Below are 18,350 nucleotides of genomic sequence, written 5' to 3' on the forward strand. Positions count from 1 at the left end.
GAGAAGGGGGCGCAGCATGACGGATGCCGATGCCGACGCCAGTGCTGGTGCCGGGGCTGGTTCCAATGCCGGTGCCGGTGCTCGGGCACCTGCCGGAAATCCTGTGCAGCGGGTGGGCCGGTGGGTGGCGCGGCGACCGCGTCCGGTGGGGGTGGTGCTGGGTCTCGGCGCGGCGCTGGTGGTGACGGGATGCGGGCTGGGGATCCTCGCGACGATGCAGAGCAGGCCGCTGCTCGTACTGTTGCTGTTCCTGGTGGGCCTCGTCGTGGCAGTGGGGGTGCCCATGCTCATCGGGGAGCAGGACGGGTGGACGGTGGCTCTGGGGTCCTGTCTGATGTTCCTGCTGCCCGTGGCGGCGTTCGGTGTCGGTCACGCCGTGCTGAACCAGCGCGGCGAACGGACGCCCGCGACGATCGTCGAGATCGTCCGCACCGATGCTTCGCCGGGCACCGGCGAGCAGTACAACTGCAAGCTCCGTCTGCCGGACGGCAGCACGCGGTTCCTCAGCACCTGGGACGTCTGCGACGCGTCCACCCGCGTCGGTGACCGCATCCATGTGTACCTCGACCCGGACAACCGCGTGGGTTACATGAAGTCGACGGCGCCCTGGCCCTGGCTCACGTTCCCCGTCGTCGGGACGGCCCTCGTGGCGCTCACGCTGACGGCGACAGTGGCGGCGTCCCGGGCGATGGCTCTCAAGTACCCCGCCCCCGACCGGTCCCCGAGCCGAAGCCGTAAGCCGGGGACCGGGCACCGGGCACCGGGGGAACGCGTGCGGGGCGGAACCGTTGGATCGGCTCCGCCCCGCAGGCGGTCGCTTCGTCAGCCGGCACCGGGACCGAACCCAGGACCGGGGCCGCTCGAAGCCCGACGGGGCGTCACCCGACGAGGGTCTCCCAGGTCTTCGGGCCCGCCTCGCCGTCGACGACCAGGCGGTTGACGCTCTGGTAGGAGCGGACGGCGGAGTTGGTCACCGAGCCGAAGCTGCCGTCGAGGGCGAGGCCCGCACTGCGCTTGTTCAGCGCCACCTGAAGGGCGCGCACATGCGATCCGGAGCTGCCCTGCCGGAGCGTGTAGACCAGCTTCGCCCAGGTCTTCGGACCGACCTGGCCGTCCGCCACCAGGCCCTTGGAGGACTGGAACTTCTTGACCGCGCCGACCGACACAGAGCCGTAGTTGCCGTCGGCGGCCAGCGCGGTGCCGCGCTGGGTCATCAGGTACTGGATGACCTTCACGGTCTCGCCCACGGCGCCGGGGTTGATGGACGACCAGCCGCCGCCCAGGTCCACGCCGCGGGCGGCGAGGTAGGAGACCGGGTTGACCGTGGCGCCCAGCCCTCCGCTGTGGGTCTCGAAGTGGAGGTGGGGGCCGGTCACGTTGCCCGTGGCGCCCATGTCGGCGATGCGCTGCCCCGCGGAGACCTTGGCGTTGAGCCCGACCCGGAACACGCTGAGGTGCCCGTAGTAGGTGTACCGCCCGCTGCCGTGCGAGATGACCAGGCCGTTCCCGGTGCGCCCGGTCAGGACGCCGGTGCCGCGGCGTACCACGGTGCCGGCGGCTGCGGCGTAGACGGCCGTGCCCACCGAGTTGGTGACGTCCTGGCCCGCGTGCGGGTAGCCGCCGCGCGAGGCTCCGTAGTGACCGCCCGCGGGGAAGTAGCCCTGGGCGGGGTTGCACCACCGGCCGTCCATGAGTGTCGCCGCCGAGGCCGACGGGGTCAGGGCCGGTACGCCCGTCAGCGCCACCCCGAGCCCGGCTCCGAGGCCCAGCAGCAGCTTCCTGCGCGACGGGCCCGCCGGTCGGAGGTCCCGCAGTTCTTCCGTCATGCCGTCAGCCGGACCGCACTGCTCGCACATGTCCCGTCCTCCTTGAGTTTCCGCTCGCCGCTACGCACGTTTTGGCGAGAGCATGCCAGAGGGGGAAAAGGTGCTCCAGGGCCCTGGGCTCTACCTCCGTGGCAGTTACCTGCCGGGCGCAACAACCACGGGCGGGCCCTCGCTTCGCGCGCACACCAGCGGCTTCCGGCACCGGCGCGTGGGCCCGCAGAATGGTTTAGACCTGGGCCCGGGGACCCACTGACGGTTTCGGCGTGGGCCCGGTGCGGTGCGAGCGGTGCCGGTGCGGTGCGGGGGGAGTGCCGGTACGTACGGGCGGTACGGACGGTACGGGCGGTGCTGGTACGCGCAGGTGCCCGGCCATCACCCACGGCCCGGATTTCCCGGAGTTCCCGGAATCCTCGAAGTCCTCGGTTGACCTTCACCCTGGGGGAAGCCACAGCATCGGTGAGGCAGGGCGACGCGCCCCGCACGAGGAGGCACGGACCATGGGACTGCTGACCATCGGAGCGTTCGCGAAGGCGTCCCGGCTGTCGCCGAAGGCACTGCGCCACTACGACGAACTCGGCCTGCTGCCGCCCGCCCGGGTCGACCCGCTGACCGGCTACCGCTTCTACGCGCCGGAACAGCTGGACCGGGCACGGCTGGTCGCCTGGCTCCGCCGCCTGGGAATGCCGCTGGCCCTCATCCGCCACGTCAGCACCCTGGAGGCGGCCGAGGCGGCCCGGGAGGTCCGCGCGTTCTGGGCCCGGGTCGAGGCAGACACCGCCGCGCGGCGGGACCTGGCCGGCTTCCTCGTCGACCACCTGTCCCGGAAGGACCCCGCCATGTCACCGATCACCGAACCCCTGGAACTCCGTTACGCCGCGCTCTCCGACACGGGCCTGGTCCGGGAGAGCAACCAGGACACCGTCCACGCCGGATCCCGCCTGCTCGCCGTCGCCGACGGCTTCGGCAGCGCGGGGGCTTCTGCGGGCGCCGCGGCCGTCGACGCGCTCAAACGCCTGGAGACCGACGGCGTCCCGGCGGGCGATCTCCTCAACGTCCTGGAGACCGCCGTCGAACAGGCCGCACGGGCCGTGCACGATGTCGTCGGCGCGGGCTCCGCGGCGGCGGAGGCCGGTACGACGCTCACCGCGATGCTGTGGACCGGATCGCAGCTGGCCCTCGTCCACATCGGCGACTCCCGCGCCTACCTCCTGCGCGACGGGGAGCTGTTCCGGATCACCCACGACCACACCATGGTCCAGTCGATGGTCGACGAGGGCCGGATCACCGAGGAGGAGGCCACCGTCCACCCCCAGCGGTCCCTGCTGATCCGGGCCCTGGGCGGGGCGGACGGCGCCGGGCCCGATCTGCGCCTGCACGACGTCCGGGCCGGGGACCGCTACCTCCTCTGCTCCGACGGCCTGTCCACCGTCGTGCCGGCCGACGAGCTGCGCCGGGTCGTGACGACGACCGACGATCCGGAGCGGGCCGTACGCGAACTCGTCTCCCTGGCCAACCGTTCCGGCGGCCCCGACAACATCAGCTGCGTGGTCGCCGACGTACTGGAGGCCCCACAGCGGCAACGACAGCAGTGGCAGTAGCTGCAGCAGGTGTGCGGGCCGGGGCCGGGGCCGGAGGAAACGATGTGGCGAGCGGAGGAGCACCCACCGCCGCCCCGGCACGAACGGCCCCCGCACCGGCACGAACAGCCCCCGCACCGCCCGGTCTACGATCGGTCGACGGCTTCAGAGAGGCAGGCACCGCATGAAGGTTCTGATCGCCGGGGGCGCCGGGTACATCGGCAGCACGGTCGCGTCCGCCTGCGAGGACGCGGGCATCACCCCCGTCGTCCTCGACAACCTGGTGACGGGCAGACGGGAGTTCACGGCGGGGCGGGCCTTCCACGAGGGCGACATCGCGGACGGCCCCCTGATCGACCGGGTCTTCGCCGAGCACCCGGACATCGACGCCGTCGTCCACTGCGCGGCCCTGATCGTGGTCCCCGACTCGGTCGTCGACCCGGTCGGCTACTACCGGGCGAACGTGGCCAAGAGCCTGGAGTTCACCGACCACCTCCTGCGCAACGGCTGCACCCGCATGGTCTTCAGCTCGTCCGCCTCCATCTACGCCGCCGCCGAGGACCTGACGGTCGACGAGGACTCACCCCTCGACCCGCAGAGCCCGTACGCGCGGACCAAGGCGATGTGCGAGGCGATGTTCGCCGACATCGCCGCCTCCCGGCCGCTGCGGGTGCTGTCCCTGCGCTACTTCAACCCGATCGGCGCGGACCCGAGGATGCGCACGGGGTTGCAGGTGCGTCGCCCGAGCCACGCCCTGGGCAAGATGATCCAGGCGCAGGAGGAAGGGATTCCGTTCCGGGTCACCGGGACCGGCTACCCGACGTGCGACGGCTCCGGCATCCGGGACTACGTCCACGTATGGGACCTGGCCGCCGCGCACGTGGCCGCGCTCCGCGCCTTCGACACCCTCCTGCCGCCCCCCGGAACCGGACCTGCCACCGCCCCCGCCTCCACCACCATCAACCTGGGCACCGGCACGGGCACCACCGTGCGTGAACTCCTGGCCGCCTTCAACAGCGTGATCGACGTCCCCGTCCCGGCGGTCGACGCCGAGGCCCGGCCCGGCGACTCCGCCGGGGCGTACACCCGGAGCGACCGGGCGCGGCGGCTGCTGGGGTGGCAGCCCCGGTACTCGCTCGCGGAGGGCATCCGCCACTCCCTGGAGTGGGCCGCCCTGCGCGAGAAGGTGCTCGGCGACCCCGCCGGACCCGAGCAGGTCCTTCCACGCACCGCCCGGCCCGGTCGGGACCTTCCGCACACCACCCGGTGACCGCGGCACAGCGCTTAGTATCCGGCCATGGCTATCGACCCCGGCTACACCTGCTCCCGCTGCGGCGAACACCACGCGGAACTCCCGATGGGGTACTCGACCATGGCCCCCGACGTATGGGACGCGAGCCTGGAGAGCGACCCCGACAGCATGCTCTCCTCCGAGCAGTGCATCGTCAGACACGAGCACTACTTCATCAAGGGCCTGATCGAGATACCCGTGTTCGGCAGCGCGGAGCCCTTCTCCTGGGGTGTCTGGGTCTCGCTCAGCCGGGAGAACTTCGCCCGCGCCCTGGACCTGTGGGAGGTCCCGGGCCGCGAGTCCGAGCAGCCCTACTTCGGCTGGCTGAGCACCGAGTTGGGGCTGTACTCGCCCCGCACGACCAACCTCAAGACCAACGCGCACACCCGCCCGATCGGCCTGCGCCCCCGGATCGAGCTGGAACCCACCGACCACCCGCTCGCCGTCGAACAGCGCACCGGCATCACGCGCGACCGGGTCCGGGAGATCGCCGAAGCGGTGCTGCACGCCGACGACCTCGACGCCTGAGCCCGGCCCGCCGTCCGACCCCACCGCCCGAATTCACCACCGCCGGACACGGCCGACGGAAGCCGCTAGCGCCGCGCCTCAAGCCCCGAACGCAGCTGCGCGAAGGCGAGTTCGGCCGCCTCGACCGCGGGACCGTACGCCTGCTCCGCGCTCTCCCCGCCGTCGATCCGCCGCCAGTTCTCCAGCCCCAGGATGCGCAGCACGGCGATGATCTGGCCCGCGGCCAGCCTGTCCCCCGTACCGTCGCCCAGCGCACGGGCGAGCGCCGCCTCCGAACGGCTCTGGTAGGAGAACAGGCGCGCCACCAGGGACGGCGTCCCGTACAGCAGTCGTGTGAACGCCACCACCGCGGGTACGTCGCAGAGCCCGGTCACCGGGTCCCGCCGCTCCAGACCGGCCAGGAAGTGGCGGTGCAGGGCGTCCAGGGGCGATTCGGTCTCCGCGCGGGCGGCGACCACGCGGGCCGCCTCGTCCTCGTGGTCGGCGAACCGGTGGAGGGCCAGGTCCTCCTTGGTCGGGAAGTACCGGAACAGGGTCGGCTTCGAGATGTCGGCAGCCGCGGCCACCTCCGCCACCGAGACCTTGTCGAAGCCCCGCTCCAGGAACATCGCGATCGCCGCGTCGGAGACCGCCTGGTACGTCAGCTGCTTCTTGCGCTCCCGCAGACTCATCGCCGCACCGCCCGTGCCCGCCGCACCGCCCGCGTGTTCCGCCGGTTCCGGACCGGGCCTCTCTCCGTTCATGACCATGAAGCGTACGCTCCCGACCTCAACCGGGCTTGATGTCCATGACAGCCGGACGGGCGCCGAACGACAAGGGTCCGTACGAGGACGAGAAGGGGCTGGACGAGAAGGGTCCGGGAGAGAAAAGCCCGGATGAAAAGGGCCGGCCGGGAAGGTCCGGCCGGACCGCTCCTCATGCCGGGGTCCGCGAACGCGTCTCCATCAGGACCGCGGTCCCGTCCAGCAGCCGTTCCAGCCCGAAGTCGAACTCGTGGTCGGACCCGACCTGCGTCCCCGGCGCCCCGGCCTCCAGCAGTCGGCAGAGGGACGGATGGCGTACGGGATCGACGAGCCGGTTCAGGGTGCGGTGGTACCCGTCCGTCACCTCCTGCGCCGGAACGCCCCGCGCCGCCGTGGCCTCGGCGAGGTCGCCCATCAGCAACGCCTCGTTCCGCACGAACCCGTTGACCAGGAGGAGGACGGAGGTCTTCTCGCCCGCCTCCAGGCCGGTGCCCTCCAGGCACTGGAGCCCCTGCTCCCACCAGGCGATGAAATTGGGACTGACGGGCGGACCGGGGATCGGGACGCGGAGCATCCACAGATTGCGGTGGAACACCCGGCGCTGCGCACGGGCCCACTCCGCGAGCGCCGCCCGCCAGCCGGCGCCGCTCTCCAGCGCGGGCAGCGGGGACGGCGAGCCCATCGCCGCCTCCTTCATCAGGACGTACAGCTCGTCCTTGGCGGACACGTACCGGTAGAGCGACATCGTCGAGGCGCCCAGGTCCTTGGCGACCCTTCCCATCGAGACCCCGCCGAGCCCCTCGGACGCCGCCACCGCCACCGCGGCTTCCACGATGCGGGCCAGGGTCAGTCCGGGTTTCGGCCCCTTGACCGGCCGCTCCCGCAGCCCCCAGGCGACCTCGATACTGAGCGGCAGATCCGCACCGCCCGACGAGACCTTCGCTTGAGTCACCGGAACCCACCTTCCCTCGAACCCATCCTAGGTACGCGCGATGAGTACGCAGCGCTGGTCAGGGCGAGGACGGCAGGGCAGAAACCGGCACGGCCGTCTCGTCAGGACACCGGGAGGAAGGTGCAACTCGACGCAGGGTCAACGTACTTGCACTGCCGAAGATCGGCCACCCCCACATCGCTCCACAGGGGGTAACACGCACGTGGGCGCGCGGGGAGATCTCCCCGCGCGCCCACCGTCCCCGGGTCCGCGGCCGAGGGGCCGCGGCGGTGCTCAGAACATGTCCGGGCACCAGGCGCGCCGCGCCGCCCGGAACATCCCCTCGGCCAACGCCACCGCACCCGGCGTGCGTTCCTCGACGCACCCCAGCGCCGCCAGCCTCAGCGGCGACTCGTCACCCAGGTAGAGCGTTCCCAACTCCCGTACGTCCAGGGCGAGGTCGGGCTCAACGGTGGTCGGGGCACAGGACGCTCCGGTCGGGGAGCCCTCCAGCCGGTAGCGACCGGCCGACAGGCCCGAGGCGTCGTGGACGTCCAGGACGAGCGTGCCGGGCACGGCATAGGTACGGGCCTCCAGGGCGCGTACGACGTCCAGGACGCGCACCCACAACCAGTCCGCGTGGGTCACGACGCGGGCCGCGCGCGGGTCCGGGAGGAGGAGGGGCAGCAGGTCGTCGGGGGCGCGGTACCCGGTGCGGACCGTGGTGATCCAGTCGATCGAGCAGACGAAGTGCCAGAGCATGCGCTCCGCGGCCGGGGTCACGGCGATCAGCCCGTGCACCGTGGCCCGGTTCAGCGGCTGCTTGGCGTCGCCCCACTTGTCGTCGGCGCGGTAGACGACCAGGCCCTCGGGTTCGCCGACCGCGTTGCTGTACACCGCGTAGAAGGGCTCCGTCCAGCTCTGGGGCCCGGACAGGTTCTCGCCGGTGTTCACCTCCCACCAGCGTGCGTCGCGGTTGATCGCACCGTGCTGCCGGGCGCGCAGCCGCTCGTGGAGGGCCGGGCCCAGTTTCCGCACGTCCGAGCCGCTCACCAGGTCGATCCGGCCGCCGTCCCGCTCTGCGGGACCCGACCAGCGCGGATCGAGGCCCGACCTCGGTACGTCGATCTCCCACTCGGTGGTCCACGTCGCCGGGCCGAAGCCGTGCCTCCCGTAGATCGGGTACTCGGAGGCGATCAGCGTGGCGACCACCTCGCCGCGTTCCTTCGCCGCCGCCAGGTCCGCGGCCATCATCCGGCCGAGCAGCCCGCGTCGGCGGTGGGTGGGCGACACCGTGACGTTGGAGATCGCGTCGGCCTGCACCACGGCGCCGCCGACGGTCGTGAGCTCCTGCGCGAACGAGCGGAACGTGGCCACGCACCGGCCGTTGTCGAACGCGCCCTGCGTACGGGCCAGGTCGGTGTGCGGAAGGCGCCCGGAGACCTCCCGTTCCGTCGCCACCGGCTCCTGCAGGAATCCGGCGTGCTTGGCACGCAGCCAGTCGGGGAAATCGGACTCGGTGATCGTACGGACCTCAGGGTGCATGGGCCCACGCTAAGCACTCCGCTCGCGTGATGTCGCCCCGTTTTCCACGGCCCCGAACCGGAACGGACGGTACCGGAGCGAACGCCTTCCGACCGGGCCGGGCGGGCAGCGGCCCGGTCGGGCTGCGGCCCGGTCAGAAGGCCGCTCTGATCCCGCCGACCTCGCCGCCACCGCCGAACAGCGGCGTGTGCGCGATCCGGGAGACCACCGGGGTGTCGATGCCGAGCAGGTCCAGCGACCGGGCCAGCACCGGGCCGAGCGCCCGCGTCGCACCGTCGTCGACCTTGAAGGCCAGCGCCCGGCCGTCCGGCAGCGCCAGTGCCTGCACCGCCTCCGCCCCCATCTTGGAGAGCGCGCCCGGCACCTCCCGCATCAGCCAGGTGTCGGGGCGGCGGGTGCCGGCCACGTACTCGGGGTGGGCCCGCATCGCGTCCGCGACCCGGCGCTCCGCCGTCCCCGGCTGCGCCAGCACGAACGACCGGAAGGCCCGTGCCAGACCCACCAGGCTGATCGCCATCAGCGGCGCCCCGCACCCGTCCGTACCGACCGCCGTGACGGACTCGCCCGCCGCCTCCTCCACGACCTGGTGGACCAGTCGCTGGAGCGGGTGCGCGGGGTCGAGGTAGGAGGCCCGGTCCCAGCCGTTGCGCGCGCACGCCGCGAGCATCGCCGCGTGCTTGCCGGAGCAGTTCATGGTGATCCGCTCCCGGACCCGGCCCGCGGCGAGGTACGTCTCCGCCTCCGCCGGGTCCAGCGGCAGGTCGGGCGGGGTCTGCAGGTCGTCCGGGACCAGCCCGTGCTCGGCGAGCATCGTGCGGACGAGCTCGATGTGGAAGTCCTCGCCGGAGTGGCTGGCGGCGGCCAGGGCCAGCCGCTCCCCCGACAGGTCCAGCCCGGCCCGCAGCACGGCCGCGGCCTGCATCGGCTTGTTCGAGGAGCGCGGGAAGACCGGCGCCGCCGGGTCGCCCAGGACCCGTTCCACGCTGCCGTCGGCCGCCAGGAGGACCAACGATCCCCGATGGTGGCCCTCCACGAAGCCGGACCGTACGACCTCGGCCAGGACGGGAAGAGCGGGAGATATGACGGACGGAGCGGCGCTGGAGGTCATGGTGGCCTTCTGGGGACGGGCGGGACCCGCCCCCGGAAGGATCGCTTCAGGCGAGCAGGTCGTCTACTTGTGCTTCACCGTCACGGTACCTGCGGGCGATCTCGGCGCCGCAATCGTCGGATGTGCGTTGCAGCTGGTGACGGCGCCGGGAGACCTGCTGCTCGTAGCGGATCAGGCGGCCCATCGCGGTGTGCAGCTCCTCGTCCGTACGGGCGTCGAGGTCGGAGAGCTCGACCTCGGCGAACGTCTCGGCCGCCAGTCGGCGGTACTCGTCGCTGCGCGGTGTGGTGAGCGTGACGTGCCGGACGGAGGAACGGTGCCGGGACGGGGTGTCGGCGAGGATCTCCGAGAGCCGGTCCACCACCGGCGCCTCCGGGTCCAGCCGCCGGGCCAGCTCGGCCCGCAGGATGTCGATCCGCCCCTGGATCAGTCGGCGTACATAGCTGAGGTCGGCCTCGTCGCGCTGGGACTCGCGGCGCAGCGTGCGCAGCTCCGGCAGCCGCAGGGCGCCCAGCTCGGGCTGCTGCCCCGCCGACAGGCCGTCCTCCAGGCCGTGGCCGGTTCGCTGCACGGGCGGGCGCATGGTGCTGGTGCCGGCAGCGGTACTGGTGCTGGTACTGGCGCTCGCGCCGTTGCGCGCGACCGGTACGGCGCCGGGGGACTGCCCGGTTCCATAGGTGCTCATGCTTGTGTCCATCCCCTCGACCGGTGCGTCGGCACACCGCCTCCCGAGCATGGTGCCACTCCGATGGGCCCATGTGGATGCTCTGTACCCGTTCAGCCCAAGATGGGTTGGCCGAGATAGGTTGGTCCATATGCGTGCAGTGATTCAGCGGGTGGACGGCGCGAGCGTCACGGTGGCCGACGGAACGGGGGACTCGGGCGGGCCCGAGGTGGTCGGCGAAATCGTCGGCGAAGGACTGTGTGTGCTGGTGGGAATCACGCACGGGGACACCGCGGAGAAAGCGGCGCAGCTCGCCCGCAAGCTCTGGTCGCTGCGCATCCTGGAGGGCGAGAAGTCCTGCTCCGATGTGAATGCACCACTTCTGGTGATTTCGCAGTTCACTCTCTACGGGGACGCCCGGAAGGGCCGCAGGCCCACCTGGAGCGCCGCGGCGCCCGGCGAGATCGCCGAGCCGCTGGTCGACGAGGTCGTGGCGCAACTGCGGGCGCTGGGCGCGCGGGTGGAGACGGGCCGGTTCGGGGCGAGCATGCGGGTCTCGCTCACCAACCACGGCCCGTTCACCGTCCTCGTCGAGGTCTGACGGCCCGGCCGGACGGACCCGGCCCGGTCCGGTCCGGGCGGAACCGCCCCACGGCCCCTCGTGGGCTACGGCTCGACGACCGTCTCCTGGGCGGCGGCCGTGTCCCCCGCGAGCAGTTCCGCGTCCACCGCGACGTTCCGCTTGACCAGGGCCAGCGCGATCGGCCCCAGCTCGTGGTGGCGGGCGGACGTGGTGATGAAGCCCAGCTGCCGCCCCTCGGCACCGTCCGCGGCGAGCCGTACCGGCGTGCCGTGTCCGGGCAGCACGACCTCGCTGCCGTCGAGGTGCAGGAAGACCAGCCGCCGCGGCGGCTTGCCCAGGTTCTGCACCCGGGCCACGGTCTCCTGGCCCCGGTAGCAGCCCTTCTGGAGGTGGACGGCGGTGCCGATCCAGCCCAGCTCGTGCGGGATGGTGCGGTGGTCGGTCTCGAAGCCGAGGCGCGGCCGGTGCGCCTCGACGCGCAGCGCCTCGTACGCCAGGATGCCCGCCACCGGGCCGTGCGCCGCCGCGTACTCCTCCAGGTCGGCGCGGGGCAGGAACAGGTCCCGGCCGTACGCCGTCTCCCGTACCGTCACACCGTCCGGGACCTCGGCGATGGAGCCGGCCGGCAGGTACACCACGGCGAAGTCCTCGGTGCGGTCGGCGACTTCGACCCGGTAGAAGAACTTCATGGACTCCAGGTAGGCGATGAGGTCGCCCTGGGTTCCCGGCTCGGCGTGCATCCACACGGTCTCGCCGTCGTCGACGAGGTAGAGGGCGTGCTCGATGTGCCCGTTGGCGGTGAGGATCAGGGCCTCGGTGGCCTGCCCCGGGGCGAGTTCGCTGACGTGCTGGGTGAGCAGCAGGTGCAGCCAGGCCAGTCGGTCGCTGCCGGTGACGGTGACGACGGCGCGGTGCGAGAGGTCGACCAGACCGGAGCCGTCGGCGAGGGTGCGCTGCTCGCGGAACAGGTCGCCGTAGTGCGCGGCGACGCCTTCGTCGCGGCCTTCGGCGGGGACGGCGCCGGGCAGGGACAGCAGGGGGCTCTTCATGCGACCAGCGTACGACGCGGCCCGTGACCGCCCGGCGGGCGGCGGTAGGCGGTCTGCGGCTTACGGGGTCTGCGATCGGCGGTCTGTGGCTTGTGGTGGCGATCGGAGGTCCACAGCCTGTGATCCACGGCCTTTGGTCCGGTCGGGCCCTACTCCTCGGACGCCGCTCGCGCCGTGCAGTCGGCGCAGCGGCCGAAGATCGCGAAGTGCTTCATGTCCGTCTCGAACCCGAAGCCGGCCTGGAGCTTGGCGGTGAACTCGGAGACGACGGAGACGTCGGCCTCGATGACGTTCTCGCAGTCGCGGCAGACCAGGTGGATGTGGTGGTGGCGGTCGGCCAGGTGGTACGTGGGCGCCCCGTGCCCCAGGTGGGCGTGGCTGACCAGCTCCAGCTCCTCCAGGAGTTCGAGCGTGCGGTAGACGGTGGAGATGTTCACGCCGGACGCGGTCTTGCGCACCTCGGAGAGGATGTCGTCGGGCGTCGCGTGTTCCAGCGTGTCGACGGCTTCCAGGACAAGCTGCCGCTGCGGCGTCAGCCGATAGCCGCGCTGCCGGAGATCGGTCTTCCAGTCGGTGCTCACCACACGCCCAGTGTAGGACCGGGCGAGCCCCTGCCCGCAGTACTGTGCGGGCAGGATCCGGGCCCCGGCGGCCACTTGGAGAAGCGGCTACTTGAAGAAGGCGATGCCGTCGTCCGGGAGGTCGCCCAGCTTCTTCGCCATCTCCTCGACCTCTTCGGGAGTGACGACCTTCTTCAGGTGCGCCGACATGTAGGGGCGCAGCTCCACCTCGGGGGTGGCCTTCTCGCCGACCCACATCAGGTCGCTGTTCACATAGCCGTAGAGGCGCTTGCCGCCGCTGTACGGGCCGGAGGCCGCGGTCCGGGCCACCGCGTCGGTGACCAGGTCGATCTGCGGCTTCTGGTCGGCCAGCTCCCCGTACCAGATCTCGATGACGCCCTGGTCGCGGGACATGACGACCTCGACCTTGCGGTCCTTGTCGATGCGCCAGTAACCGGACTCGGACTCCAGCGGCTTGACCTTCTTGCCCTCGGAGTCGAGCACCCAGGTGCGCGAGACGTACTCCAGGAAGTCGCGGCCGTCGTGGCTGAAGGAGACCTCCTGGCCGAAGTTGCACTGCTCGGCGCCGGGGAAGTCGGAAACACCCGCGCCCGCCCAGTTGCCGAGGAGGAAGGCCAGCGGGACGAGGCCCGGGTGGAGGTCGGACGGGATCTCGATCATGAGCGGCTCAGACGATCTGTGAGGTGGGGGTGGCGGGCAGGGTCAGCGCTGGCCCTGGTACAGCTTCTTCACGCTCAGCCCGACGAAGGCGAGAACGCCGACGCAGACCAGGACCAGCAGGGCGGAGAAGAATGCCTCAAGCACAGGAGCTCCTTGGAACGAGCGGTATGGCAGCAGTACGGGGCCGGGCACCAGCCTAATGGGTTGGGCCCCGCCTGTCGGTTCGGGGGCCCGGCCGGCCCGGGGCGCGCGGTCGCCGCCGCGGCGCCGGTCCCGGCGGCGCGGCGATTACAGTTCGACGCATGCCGAAGAAGCTCGTGATCAAGGTGACCGCAGGTGCCGACTCCGCCGAGCGTTGCTCGCAGGCGTTCACGGTGGCGGCGGTCGCCGTCGCCAGCGGCGTGGAGGTCTCGCTCTGGCTGACCGGGGAATCCTCGTGGTTCGCGCTGCCGGGGCGCGCCGCCGAGTTCGAACTGCCGCACGCCGCTCCGCTGCCGGACCTGATCGAGTCCATCCAGGCGGGTGGCCGGATCACCCTGTGCACCCAGTGCGCGGCCCGTCGCGACATCACCGAGGAGGACGTCCTGGAGGGCGTACGGATCGCCGGTGCCCAGGTCTTCGTCAGCGAGACCATGGCCGAGGACGTCCAGGCCCTCGTCTACTGACGGCGGCCCGCACCGCTGCCGACGGCCCGCGCCGCGCCCGCTAATGCCGCTTCTTGCCGTCGAGCTCGTCCCACCACTCGTCGGACTGGGGATCGCCGGACGGATCGTCCCACCAGCGGTCCTCCGGCCCCCGCCGGTTGGCGACCATGGCCGCGACGGGCGGGATGACCATCGCGACGAAGCACATCACTATCGCGGCAGGCATCGACCACAGCCTGACAAAGGCCCAGGCCGACACGAAGAGGACGATGCACACGCCCATCATCAGGAAATAGCCACGACGGCGTCGGGCGTACATACCTCCAGCGTAGGCCCGGCACCCACCCGCGTCCCGCCGGCTTCCGACCTGCTTCCCGCCCGCTTTCCCGCCTGCGCGGAGGAGCGAACAGCACGAGGGGCCGTACCCCGGCCAAGAGGCGTCCAACCCCCGGGGTACGGCCCCTCGGCCGATCCGTGGCGCGGTCCGGCGCCGGGAAGGGGGCACCAGTGCCCCCTCTCTCCCGGTACTAGACCGCGATCGCGACCTCGGAGAGGCCGCCGGTCTGCGCCACGACCGTGCGGTCGGCGCTGCCGCCGGGGACGAGGGCGCGCAGCGTCCAGGTGCCCTCGGCCGCGTAGAAGCGGAACTGTCCGGTCGCGGAGGTCGGGACCTCCGCAGTGAACTCGCCGGTCGAGTCCAGCAGGCGTACGTAACCGGTGACGGGCTCGCCGTTGCGGGTCACGCTGCCCTGGATGGTGGTCTCACCGGGCTTGATGGTCGAAGCGTCGGGGCCGCCGGCCTTTGCTCCACACATGTGTTTCGTCCTTCTGGTTCGGGGTCGTACGGGTCCGGGTCGGGCGGGTTACTTGTTGGCGCCGAGCTCGATCGGCACGCCCACGAGGGAGCCGTACTCGGTCCACGAACCGTCGTAGTTCTTGACGTTCTCCTGGCCGAGCAGCTGGTGCAGCACGAACCAGGTGAGCGCGGAGCGCTCGCCGATGCGGCAGTAGGCGATGGTGTCCTTCGACAGATCGACCTGCTCGGCCTCGTAGAGGGCCTTGAGCTCCTCGTCCGACTTGAAGGTGCCGTCGTCGTTGGCGTTCTTCGACCACGGGATGTTGCGGGCGGTCGGCACGTGGCCGGGGCGCTGCGACTGCTCCTGCGGGAGGTGCGCCGGGGCGAGCAGCTTGCCGCTGAACTCGTCGGGCGAACGCACGTCGACCAGGTTCTGGTTGCCGATCGCCTTCACGACCTCGTCGCGGTAGGCGCGGATCGACTGGTCCTGCGGCTGGGCCTTGTACTCGGTGGCCGGGCGGGACGGGATCTGGTCGCCGTCGACCAGGTCGCGGGAGTCGAGCTCCCACTTCTTGCGGCCGCCGTCGAGCAGGCGGACGTCCTGGTGGCCGTAGAGCTTGAAGTACCAGAACGCGTAGGACGCGAACCAGTTGTTGTTGCCGCCGTACAGGACGACGGTGGTGTCGTTGCCGATGCCCTTCTCGGACAGCAGCTTCTCGAAGCCGGCCTGGTCGATGAAGTCACGGCGGACCGGGTCCTGGAGGTCCTTGGTCCAGTCGATCCGGATCGCGTTCTTGATGTGGTTCTTCTCGTACGCCGAGGTGTCCTCGTCGACCTCGACGAGAGCGACCTGCGGGTCGTCGAGGTGCGCCTCGACCCAGTCGGCGTCTACCAGGACGTCACTGCGGCTCATTCTGTTCTCCTCCGGGGCAGTCTGCGGCGAGATGATGCGAGACGGTGCGGGATGCGGATGTACGGACATGGGATGCGGATGTACGGGGCATATCGTGCGGCACACATACAAAGGCGACACGTACAACGCGATCGGGAAGGGCCCTGACGTCGTCGAAGGGCCGGGAAACGTGGGGTGCCGAAGGCTCCCGCTCAGACAGTGCGACAGAGCATGGCGGCGACGCGGCACAGGTCCACTGCCCGCCGCTTCGTGAGATCCGCCCGTCCCCGCTGCGGGAGACCGCCAATAGAGCACTGCATGGGACCGATCGTAGGGAGGCACGGGCGACCGTGTCACCGTCGTGTCGAATACTGAGACTCGATCATCCATGATCCGAGATTCGAACCGGGTCGCAGCAGTTCCTGCGCCACACTCCGGCCACCGTGCGCCCTCACCCATCTGAGGACCGGACGCGCCCGTCTCACTATGTGGCGCGCAGGGGCGTCGAGGGCTGCGGAACCCCTCTTGGGCCCTGTTCCCGAGGGCCCCGGGGGTTCCTGGAAGCCGGGGAGCTTCGGTCCGCCCGGCGGGGGCCGCGGTGCCTCAGCCGGCGAGCCGTACGTCCGTGCCCGTCACCGAGATCTCCAGGCCGTCCGGGGTCGGCTGGATCTTCCGCAGCTTCAGACCGCTCGGCAGAGCGCCGATCTCCCGGTCGAAGTCGGTCTTCTGGCGCACCAGGTTCTCCAGGCCGGGGATGCCCTCGCCCGGAACCTTGTCGGCGCGCACCCGCAGGGTGTGGCCGTCGATCAGGGTGACGGTGGAGAGCACACTGCGCGAGAGCGGGCGGCCGAGGATGTCGACCGTGCCGGTCACCTTCACCTTGCCGTCGCCGCCGTACTCGACGGCCACGCCGTCACTGGCGGCCCTGGTGAGGTCCTCGTACGAGACGACGGCGGTGCCCGTGGCCCGTGCGGCGGTGGCGCCGGAGTAGTCGTCGGACAGCCGCACGTCGTGCAGTGCGGCGGTCATCCTGCTGATCCGGAGCCGGCGGCCGTTGGCGTCGGTCTCGATGCCGGTGATCTCCACCTCGACCTCGTCGAGGCTGTTCTCCGCGATCTGGGTCAGGAACGGGAATCCCTTGACGGAGACGTCCGTCGAGCCGATCGTGGCGCCGGAGATCGTGATCCGCCCCTCGGCCTCCGACTCGGCGAAGTACACCGCCGCCCGGTCCACGGCGACGAGGATCCCGCCCAGAACCACCACGATGACCAGCAGTATTCGCAGTGCACGCATGCCCGCTCTTCCCCCACCCTGCAATCCGGCCGTACTCCTCGCGCACCGCGCGTCGACGAAACGTGCGCGGCGCCCCGGGTGATCGACGAGCGGGCACCCTTCTTCGGTTCCCGGGGCGGTGGCGGCCGACGGCGGCCGGCGTTACGAGAGCGTGCGGCCGAGCAGGTAGACGGCGGGGGCCGCGGCGGTGAGCGGCAGCGCCACCCCGGCGGTCATGTGGACGAAGCGCGACGGGTAGTCGTAACTCGCCACCCGCAGCCCGATCAGTGCGCAGCCGCCCGCCGCGAGGCCGAGCAGCGCCCCCTTGGCACCGAGGTCGGTGAACGTGCCCGCCAAGGCACCGGCACCCGCGGCCACGAGCAGCGCCATCACGACCGAGGCCGGTCCGGGCAGCGGCAGCGCGCGGACGACCACGGCGGCCGCGACGGCGATCGCCCCCACCGTCACCGCGTCCGGGACCGCCGCGAGGTGCCCGGCGGCCAGCACCGAGAGGGCGGCCGAGGCGACGGTGGCCATCAGCCCGTACATCCGGTCGTCGGCATCCGCCCGGCTGCGCAGCTGGAGGACCACGGTGAGCAGCACCCAGATGCCGAGGGTGCCGAGGATGGCGGCCGGGGCGTTCTCCCGGCCCGCGGCGAGCAGCACGACGTCGGCGACGAGGCCGCCCGCGAACGCCAGCGCGATGCCCTGCCGGGCCGGCCACATGCCGTTGAGCCGGAACCAGCCGGCCGCGGTCACGGCCTGGAGCAGCACCAGCGGCACGACCAGGGCGTACTGGCCGATCGCGGCACCCAGGGCGAGCAGCAGCCCGAGCCCCGCGGTGATCGCTGCGGGCTGCATGCCCGGCGCGATGATCGGCGAGCGGCCCTCGGCGCGGGCCCGCTGGGCGTCGGTGACACGGCTGTTGCCCAGGGTGGTGGGGGCCCCGTAGCCGGCGGCGTCGCGCAGGGACTCGGAGGGCGTGACGGCGGACCCGCCCGGCTCCTGCGCACCCGCACCGGTCGAGGGGGAGCCGGCAGGCGCGACCGGCACCTCGGGAGGCAGCGGGTACGAACCCGAGGCACCCTGCGGCGGCAGGTACGCGGTCTCGGCGGCGTCCGGAACGGGCTGCGCGGGCCGGTCGGAGTGAGCGGGCTGCGCCGACTGGGCGGGCCGGACGGTGGGCTGGTACTGGGTGTCCCAGGTCTGCCCCTCCCAGGTCTGCGCGACACCGGGGTCCTGCGCGCCCTGGGCCCCGGACGGCTCCTGCGCGTACCCGGCGGGCCAGGCGGAACCGTGACCTCCCTGTCCCCCGTGAGGTGCCTGGGGTGCCTGAGGTGTCTGGGGTGCCTGAGGTGCCTGGGGCGCGTGATGCGGGTCGTACGGGCCGGGCGCCCGGTGCACGGCCCCGTACGGGTCCCGGCCGCCGTACGACTGGCCGCCGTGGGGCTGTGCGGCGTACGGATCCTGACCACCCCCGTACGGCTGCCCGCCGTACGACTGGTCCCCGTACGGCTGCCCGCCGTACGACTGGTGCGCGTCGTACGACTGGTGCGCGCCGTACGACTGGTCGTCGTATCCGGGGGCGCCGGCCCCGTACCCGTGGCCCGGGTCCTGTCCGTACGGATACTGCTGATCGTTGCTGCTCATGTGCTGCGGT

21 protein-coding genes are annotated in these 18,350 nt (G+C 71.7%); 6 read left to right on the forward strand and 15 right to left on the reverse strand.

Translation table 11 applies throughout. The annotated features are described in order from the left end of the window. The first annotated feature begins 124 nt into the window (after window positions 1-124). Window positions 125-940 carry a DUF3592 domain-containing protein gene (locus tag ACWCXX_RS08535; RefSeq protein WP_451125568.1) on the forward strand — a complete coding sequence of 272 codons (816 nt, stop codon included), beginning with the start codon at window positions 125-127 and terminating at the stop codon, window positions 938-940. Here ACWCXX_RS08535 and ACWCXX_RS08540 read toward each other — a convergent pair. Then, on the reverse strand, window positions 879-1,745 hold the full coding sequence (locus ACWCXX_RS08540) for a peptidoglycan-binding protein (protein WP_451125646.1): 867 nt from the start codon (window positions 1,743-1,745) through the stop codon (window positions 879-881). The genes ACWCXX_RS08535 and ACWCXX_RS08540 overlap by 62 nt on opposite strands. Window positions 1,746-2,323: 578 nt before the next feature. On the opposite strand from ACWCXX_RS08540, the gene ACWCXX_RS08545 reads away from it, so the two are divergent. The 3 genes from ACWCXX_RS08545 to ACWCXX_RS08555 all read left to right on the forward strand — a co-directional run bounded on the left by ACWCXX_RS08545 (window position 2,324) and on the right by ACWCXX_RS08555 (window position 5,222). Further along, window positions 2,324-3,424, forward strand: a complete 1,101-nt coding sequence (locus tag ACWCXX_RS08545; RefSeq protein WP_451125569.1) for a MerR family transcriptional regulator — start codon at window positions 2,324-2,326, stop codon at window positions 3,422-3,424. A gap of 163 nt (window positions 3,425-3,587) precedes the next feature. Then, window positions 3,588-4,673 (forward strand): UDP-glucose 4-epimerase GalE, encoded by a 1,086-nt coding sequence (galE, locus tag ACWCXX_RS08550; protein WP_451125570.1) that lies wholly within the window; start codon window positions 3,588-3,590, stop codon window positions 4,671-4,673. A gap of 87 nt (window positions 4,674-4,760) precedes the next feature. Next, window positions 4,761-5,222 (forward strand): DUF2199 domain-containing protein, encoded by a 462-nt coding sequence (locus ACWCXX_RS08555; RefSeq protein WP_451125647.1) that lies wholly within the window; start codon window positions 4,761-4,763, stop codon window positions 5,220-5,222. A gap of 65 nt (window positions 5,223-5,287) precedes the next feature. Here the strand turns inward: ACWCXX_RS08555 and ACWCXX_RS08560 are convergent, their stop codons facing one another. The 5 genes from ACWCXX_RS08560 to ACWCXX_RS08580 form a co-directional block, all read right to left on the reverse strand. After that, window positions 5,288-5,971, reverse strand: a complete 684-nt coding sequence (locus tag ACWCXX_RS08560; protein ID WP_451125571.1) for a TetR/AcrR family transcriptional regulator — start codon at window positions 5,969-5,971, stop codon at window positions 5,288-5,290. Between the two features lie 166 nt (window positions 5,972-6,137). Further along, window positions 6,138-6,917: a TetR/AcrR family transcriptional regulator gene (locus tag ACWCXX_RS08565; protein ID WP_451125572.1), complete on the reverse strand. Its 780-nt coding sequence runs from the start codon at window positions 6,915-6,917 to the stop codon at window positions 6,138-6,140. A gap of 273 nt (window positions 6,918-7,190) precedes the next feature. Further along, window positions 7,191-8,441 (reverse strand): GNAT family N-acetyltransferase, encoded by a 1,251-nt coding sequence (locus ACWCXX_RS08570; RefSeq protein ID WP_451125573.1) that lies wholly within the window; start codon window positions 8,439-8,441, stop codon window positions 7,191-7,193. Between the two features lie 133 nt (window positions 8,442-8,574). Then, window positions 8,575-9,549, reverse strand: coding sequence for an asparaginase (locus ACWCXX_RS08575; RefSeq protein WP_451125574.1), 975 nt, complete (start codon window positions 9,547-9,549; stop codon window positions 8,575-8,577). A gap of 46 nt (window positions 9,550-9,595) precedes the next feature. Continuing rightward, window positions 9,596-10,234: an RsiG family protein gene (locus ACWCXX_RS08580; protein ID WP_451125575.1), complete on the reverse strand. Its 639-nt coding sequence runs from the start codon at window positions 10,232-10,234 to the stop codon at window positions 9,596-9,598. A gap of 130 nt (window positions 10,235-10,364) precedes the next feature. Here ACWCXX_RS08580 and dtd point away from each other — a divergent pair, with 130 nt between their 5' ends. Beyond that, window positions 10,365-10,814, forward strand: a complete 450-nt coding sequence (gene dtd, locus ACWCXX_RS08585; RefSeq protein ID WP_451125576.1) for a D-aminoacyl-tRNA deacylase — start codon at window positions 10,365-10,367, stop codon at window positions 10,812-10,814. A 65-nt stretch (window positions 10,815-10,879) separates the two neighbouring features. Here dtd and ygfZ read toward each other — a convergent pair whose 3' ends face one another. The 3 genes from ygfZ to ACWCXX_RS08600 all read right to left on the reverse strand — a co-directional run bounded on the left by ygfZ (window position 10,880) and on the right by ACWCXX_RS08600 (window position 13,086). Further along, entirely contained in the window at window positions 10,880-11,845 is a 966-nt protein-coding gene (ygfZ, locus tag ACWCXX_RS08590) for a CAF17-like 4Fe-4S cluster assembly/insertion protein YgfZ (protein WP_451125577.1), read from the reverse strand. A gap of 149 nt (window positions 11,846-11,994) precedes the next feature. After that, a complete protein-coding gene (locus tag ACWCXX_RS08595; protein WP_451125578.1) occupies window positions 11,995-12,429 on the reverse strand; it encodes a Fur family transcriptional regulator in 435 nt (144 codons plus the stop codon). Window positions 12,430-12,513: 84 nt separating this feature from the next. Further along, complete coding sequence (locus tag ACWCXX_RS08600; protein WP_451125579.1) at window positions 12,514-13,086, reverse strand: FABP family protein; 573 nt, start codon at window positions 13,084-13,086, stop codon at window positions 12,514-12,516. Between the two features lie 302 nt (window positions 13,087-13,388). Between ACWCXX_RS08600 and ACWCXX_RS08605 the strand changes: the two genes are divergently transcribed. Further along, window positions 13,389-13,751, forward strand: coding sequence for a DsrE family protein (locus ACWCXX_RS08605; protein ID WP_451125580.1), 363 nt, complete (start codon window positions 13,389-13,391; stop codon window positions 13,749-13,751). Between the two features lie 40 nt (window positions 13,752-13,791). Here the strand turns inward: ACWCXX_RS08605 and ACWCXX_RS08610 are convergent, their stop codons facing one another. The 6 genes from ACWCXX_RS08610 to ACWCXX_RS08635 form a co-directional block, all read right to left on the reverse strand. After that, the gene (locus ACWCXX_RS08610; RefSeq protein WP_451125581.1) at window positions 13,792-14,049 is read right to left on the reverse strand and encodes a DUF3099 domain-containing protein; all 258 of its coding nucleotides are present in this window, start codon (window positions 14,047-14,049) and stop codon (window positions 13,792-13,794) included. Window positions 14,050-14,257: 208 nt separating this feature from the next. Further along, window positions 14,258-14,545, reverse strand: a complete 288-nt coding sequence (locus ACWCXX_RS08615; protein WP_148837139.1) for a DUF1416 domain-containing protein — start codon at window positions 14,543-14,545, stop codon at window positions 14,258-14,260. Window positions 14,546-14,593: 48 nt separating this feature from the next. Next, a complete protein-coding gene (locus tag ACWCXX_RS08620; RefSeq protein WP_451125582.1) occupies window positions 14,594-15,439 on the reverse strand; it encodes a sulfurtransferase in 846 nt (281 codons plus the stop codon). Window positions 15,440-15,630: 191 nt separating this feature from the next. Continuing rightward, window positions 15,631-15,738, reverse strand: coding sequence for a putative leader peptide (locus ACWCXX_RS08625; protein WP_350983699.1), 108 nt, complete (start codon window positions 15,736-15,738; stop codon window positions 15,631-15,633). A 283-nt stretch (window positions 15,739-16,021) separates the two neighbouring features. After that, window positions 16,022-16,711: an LmeA family phospholipid-binding protein gene (locus ACWCXX_RS08630; RefSeq protein WP_451125583.1), complete on the reverse strand. Its 690-nt coding sequence runs from the start codon at window positions 16,709-16,711 to the stop codon at window positions 16,022-16,024. 141 nt (window positions 16,712-16,852) lie between these two features. Next, complete coding sequence (locus ACWCXX_RS08635; RefSeq protein WP_451125584.1) at window positions 16,853-18,340, reverse strand: hypothetical protein; 1,488 nt, start codon at window positions 18,338-18,340, stop codon at window positions 16,853-16,855. Window positions 18,341-18,350 lie beyond the last annotated feature (10 nt).

The organism is Streptomyces sp. NPDC001732 (genome assembly GCF_053596315.1).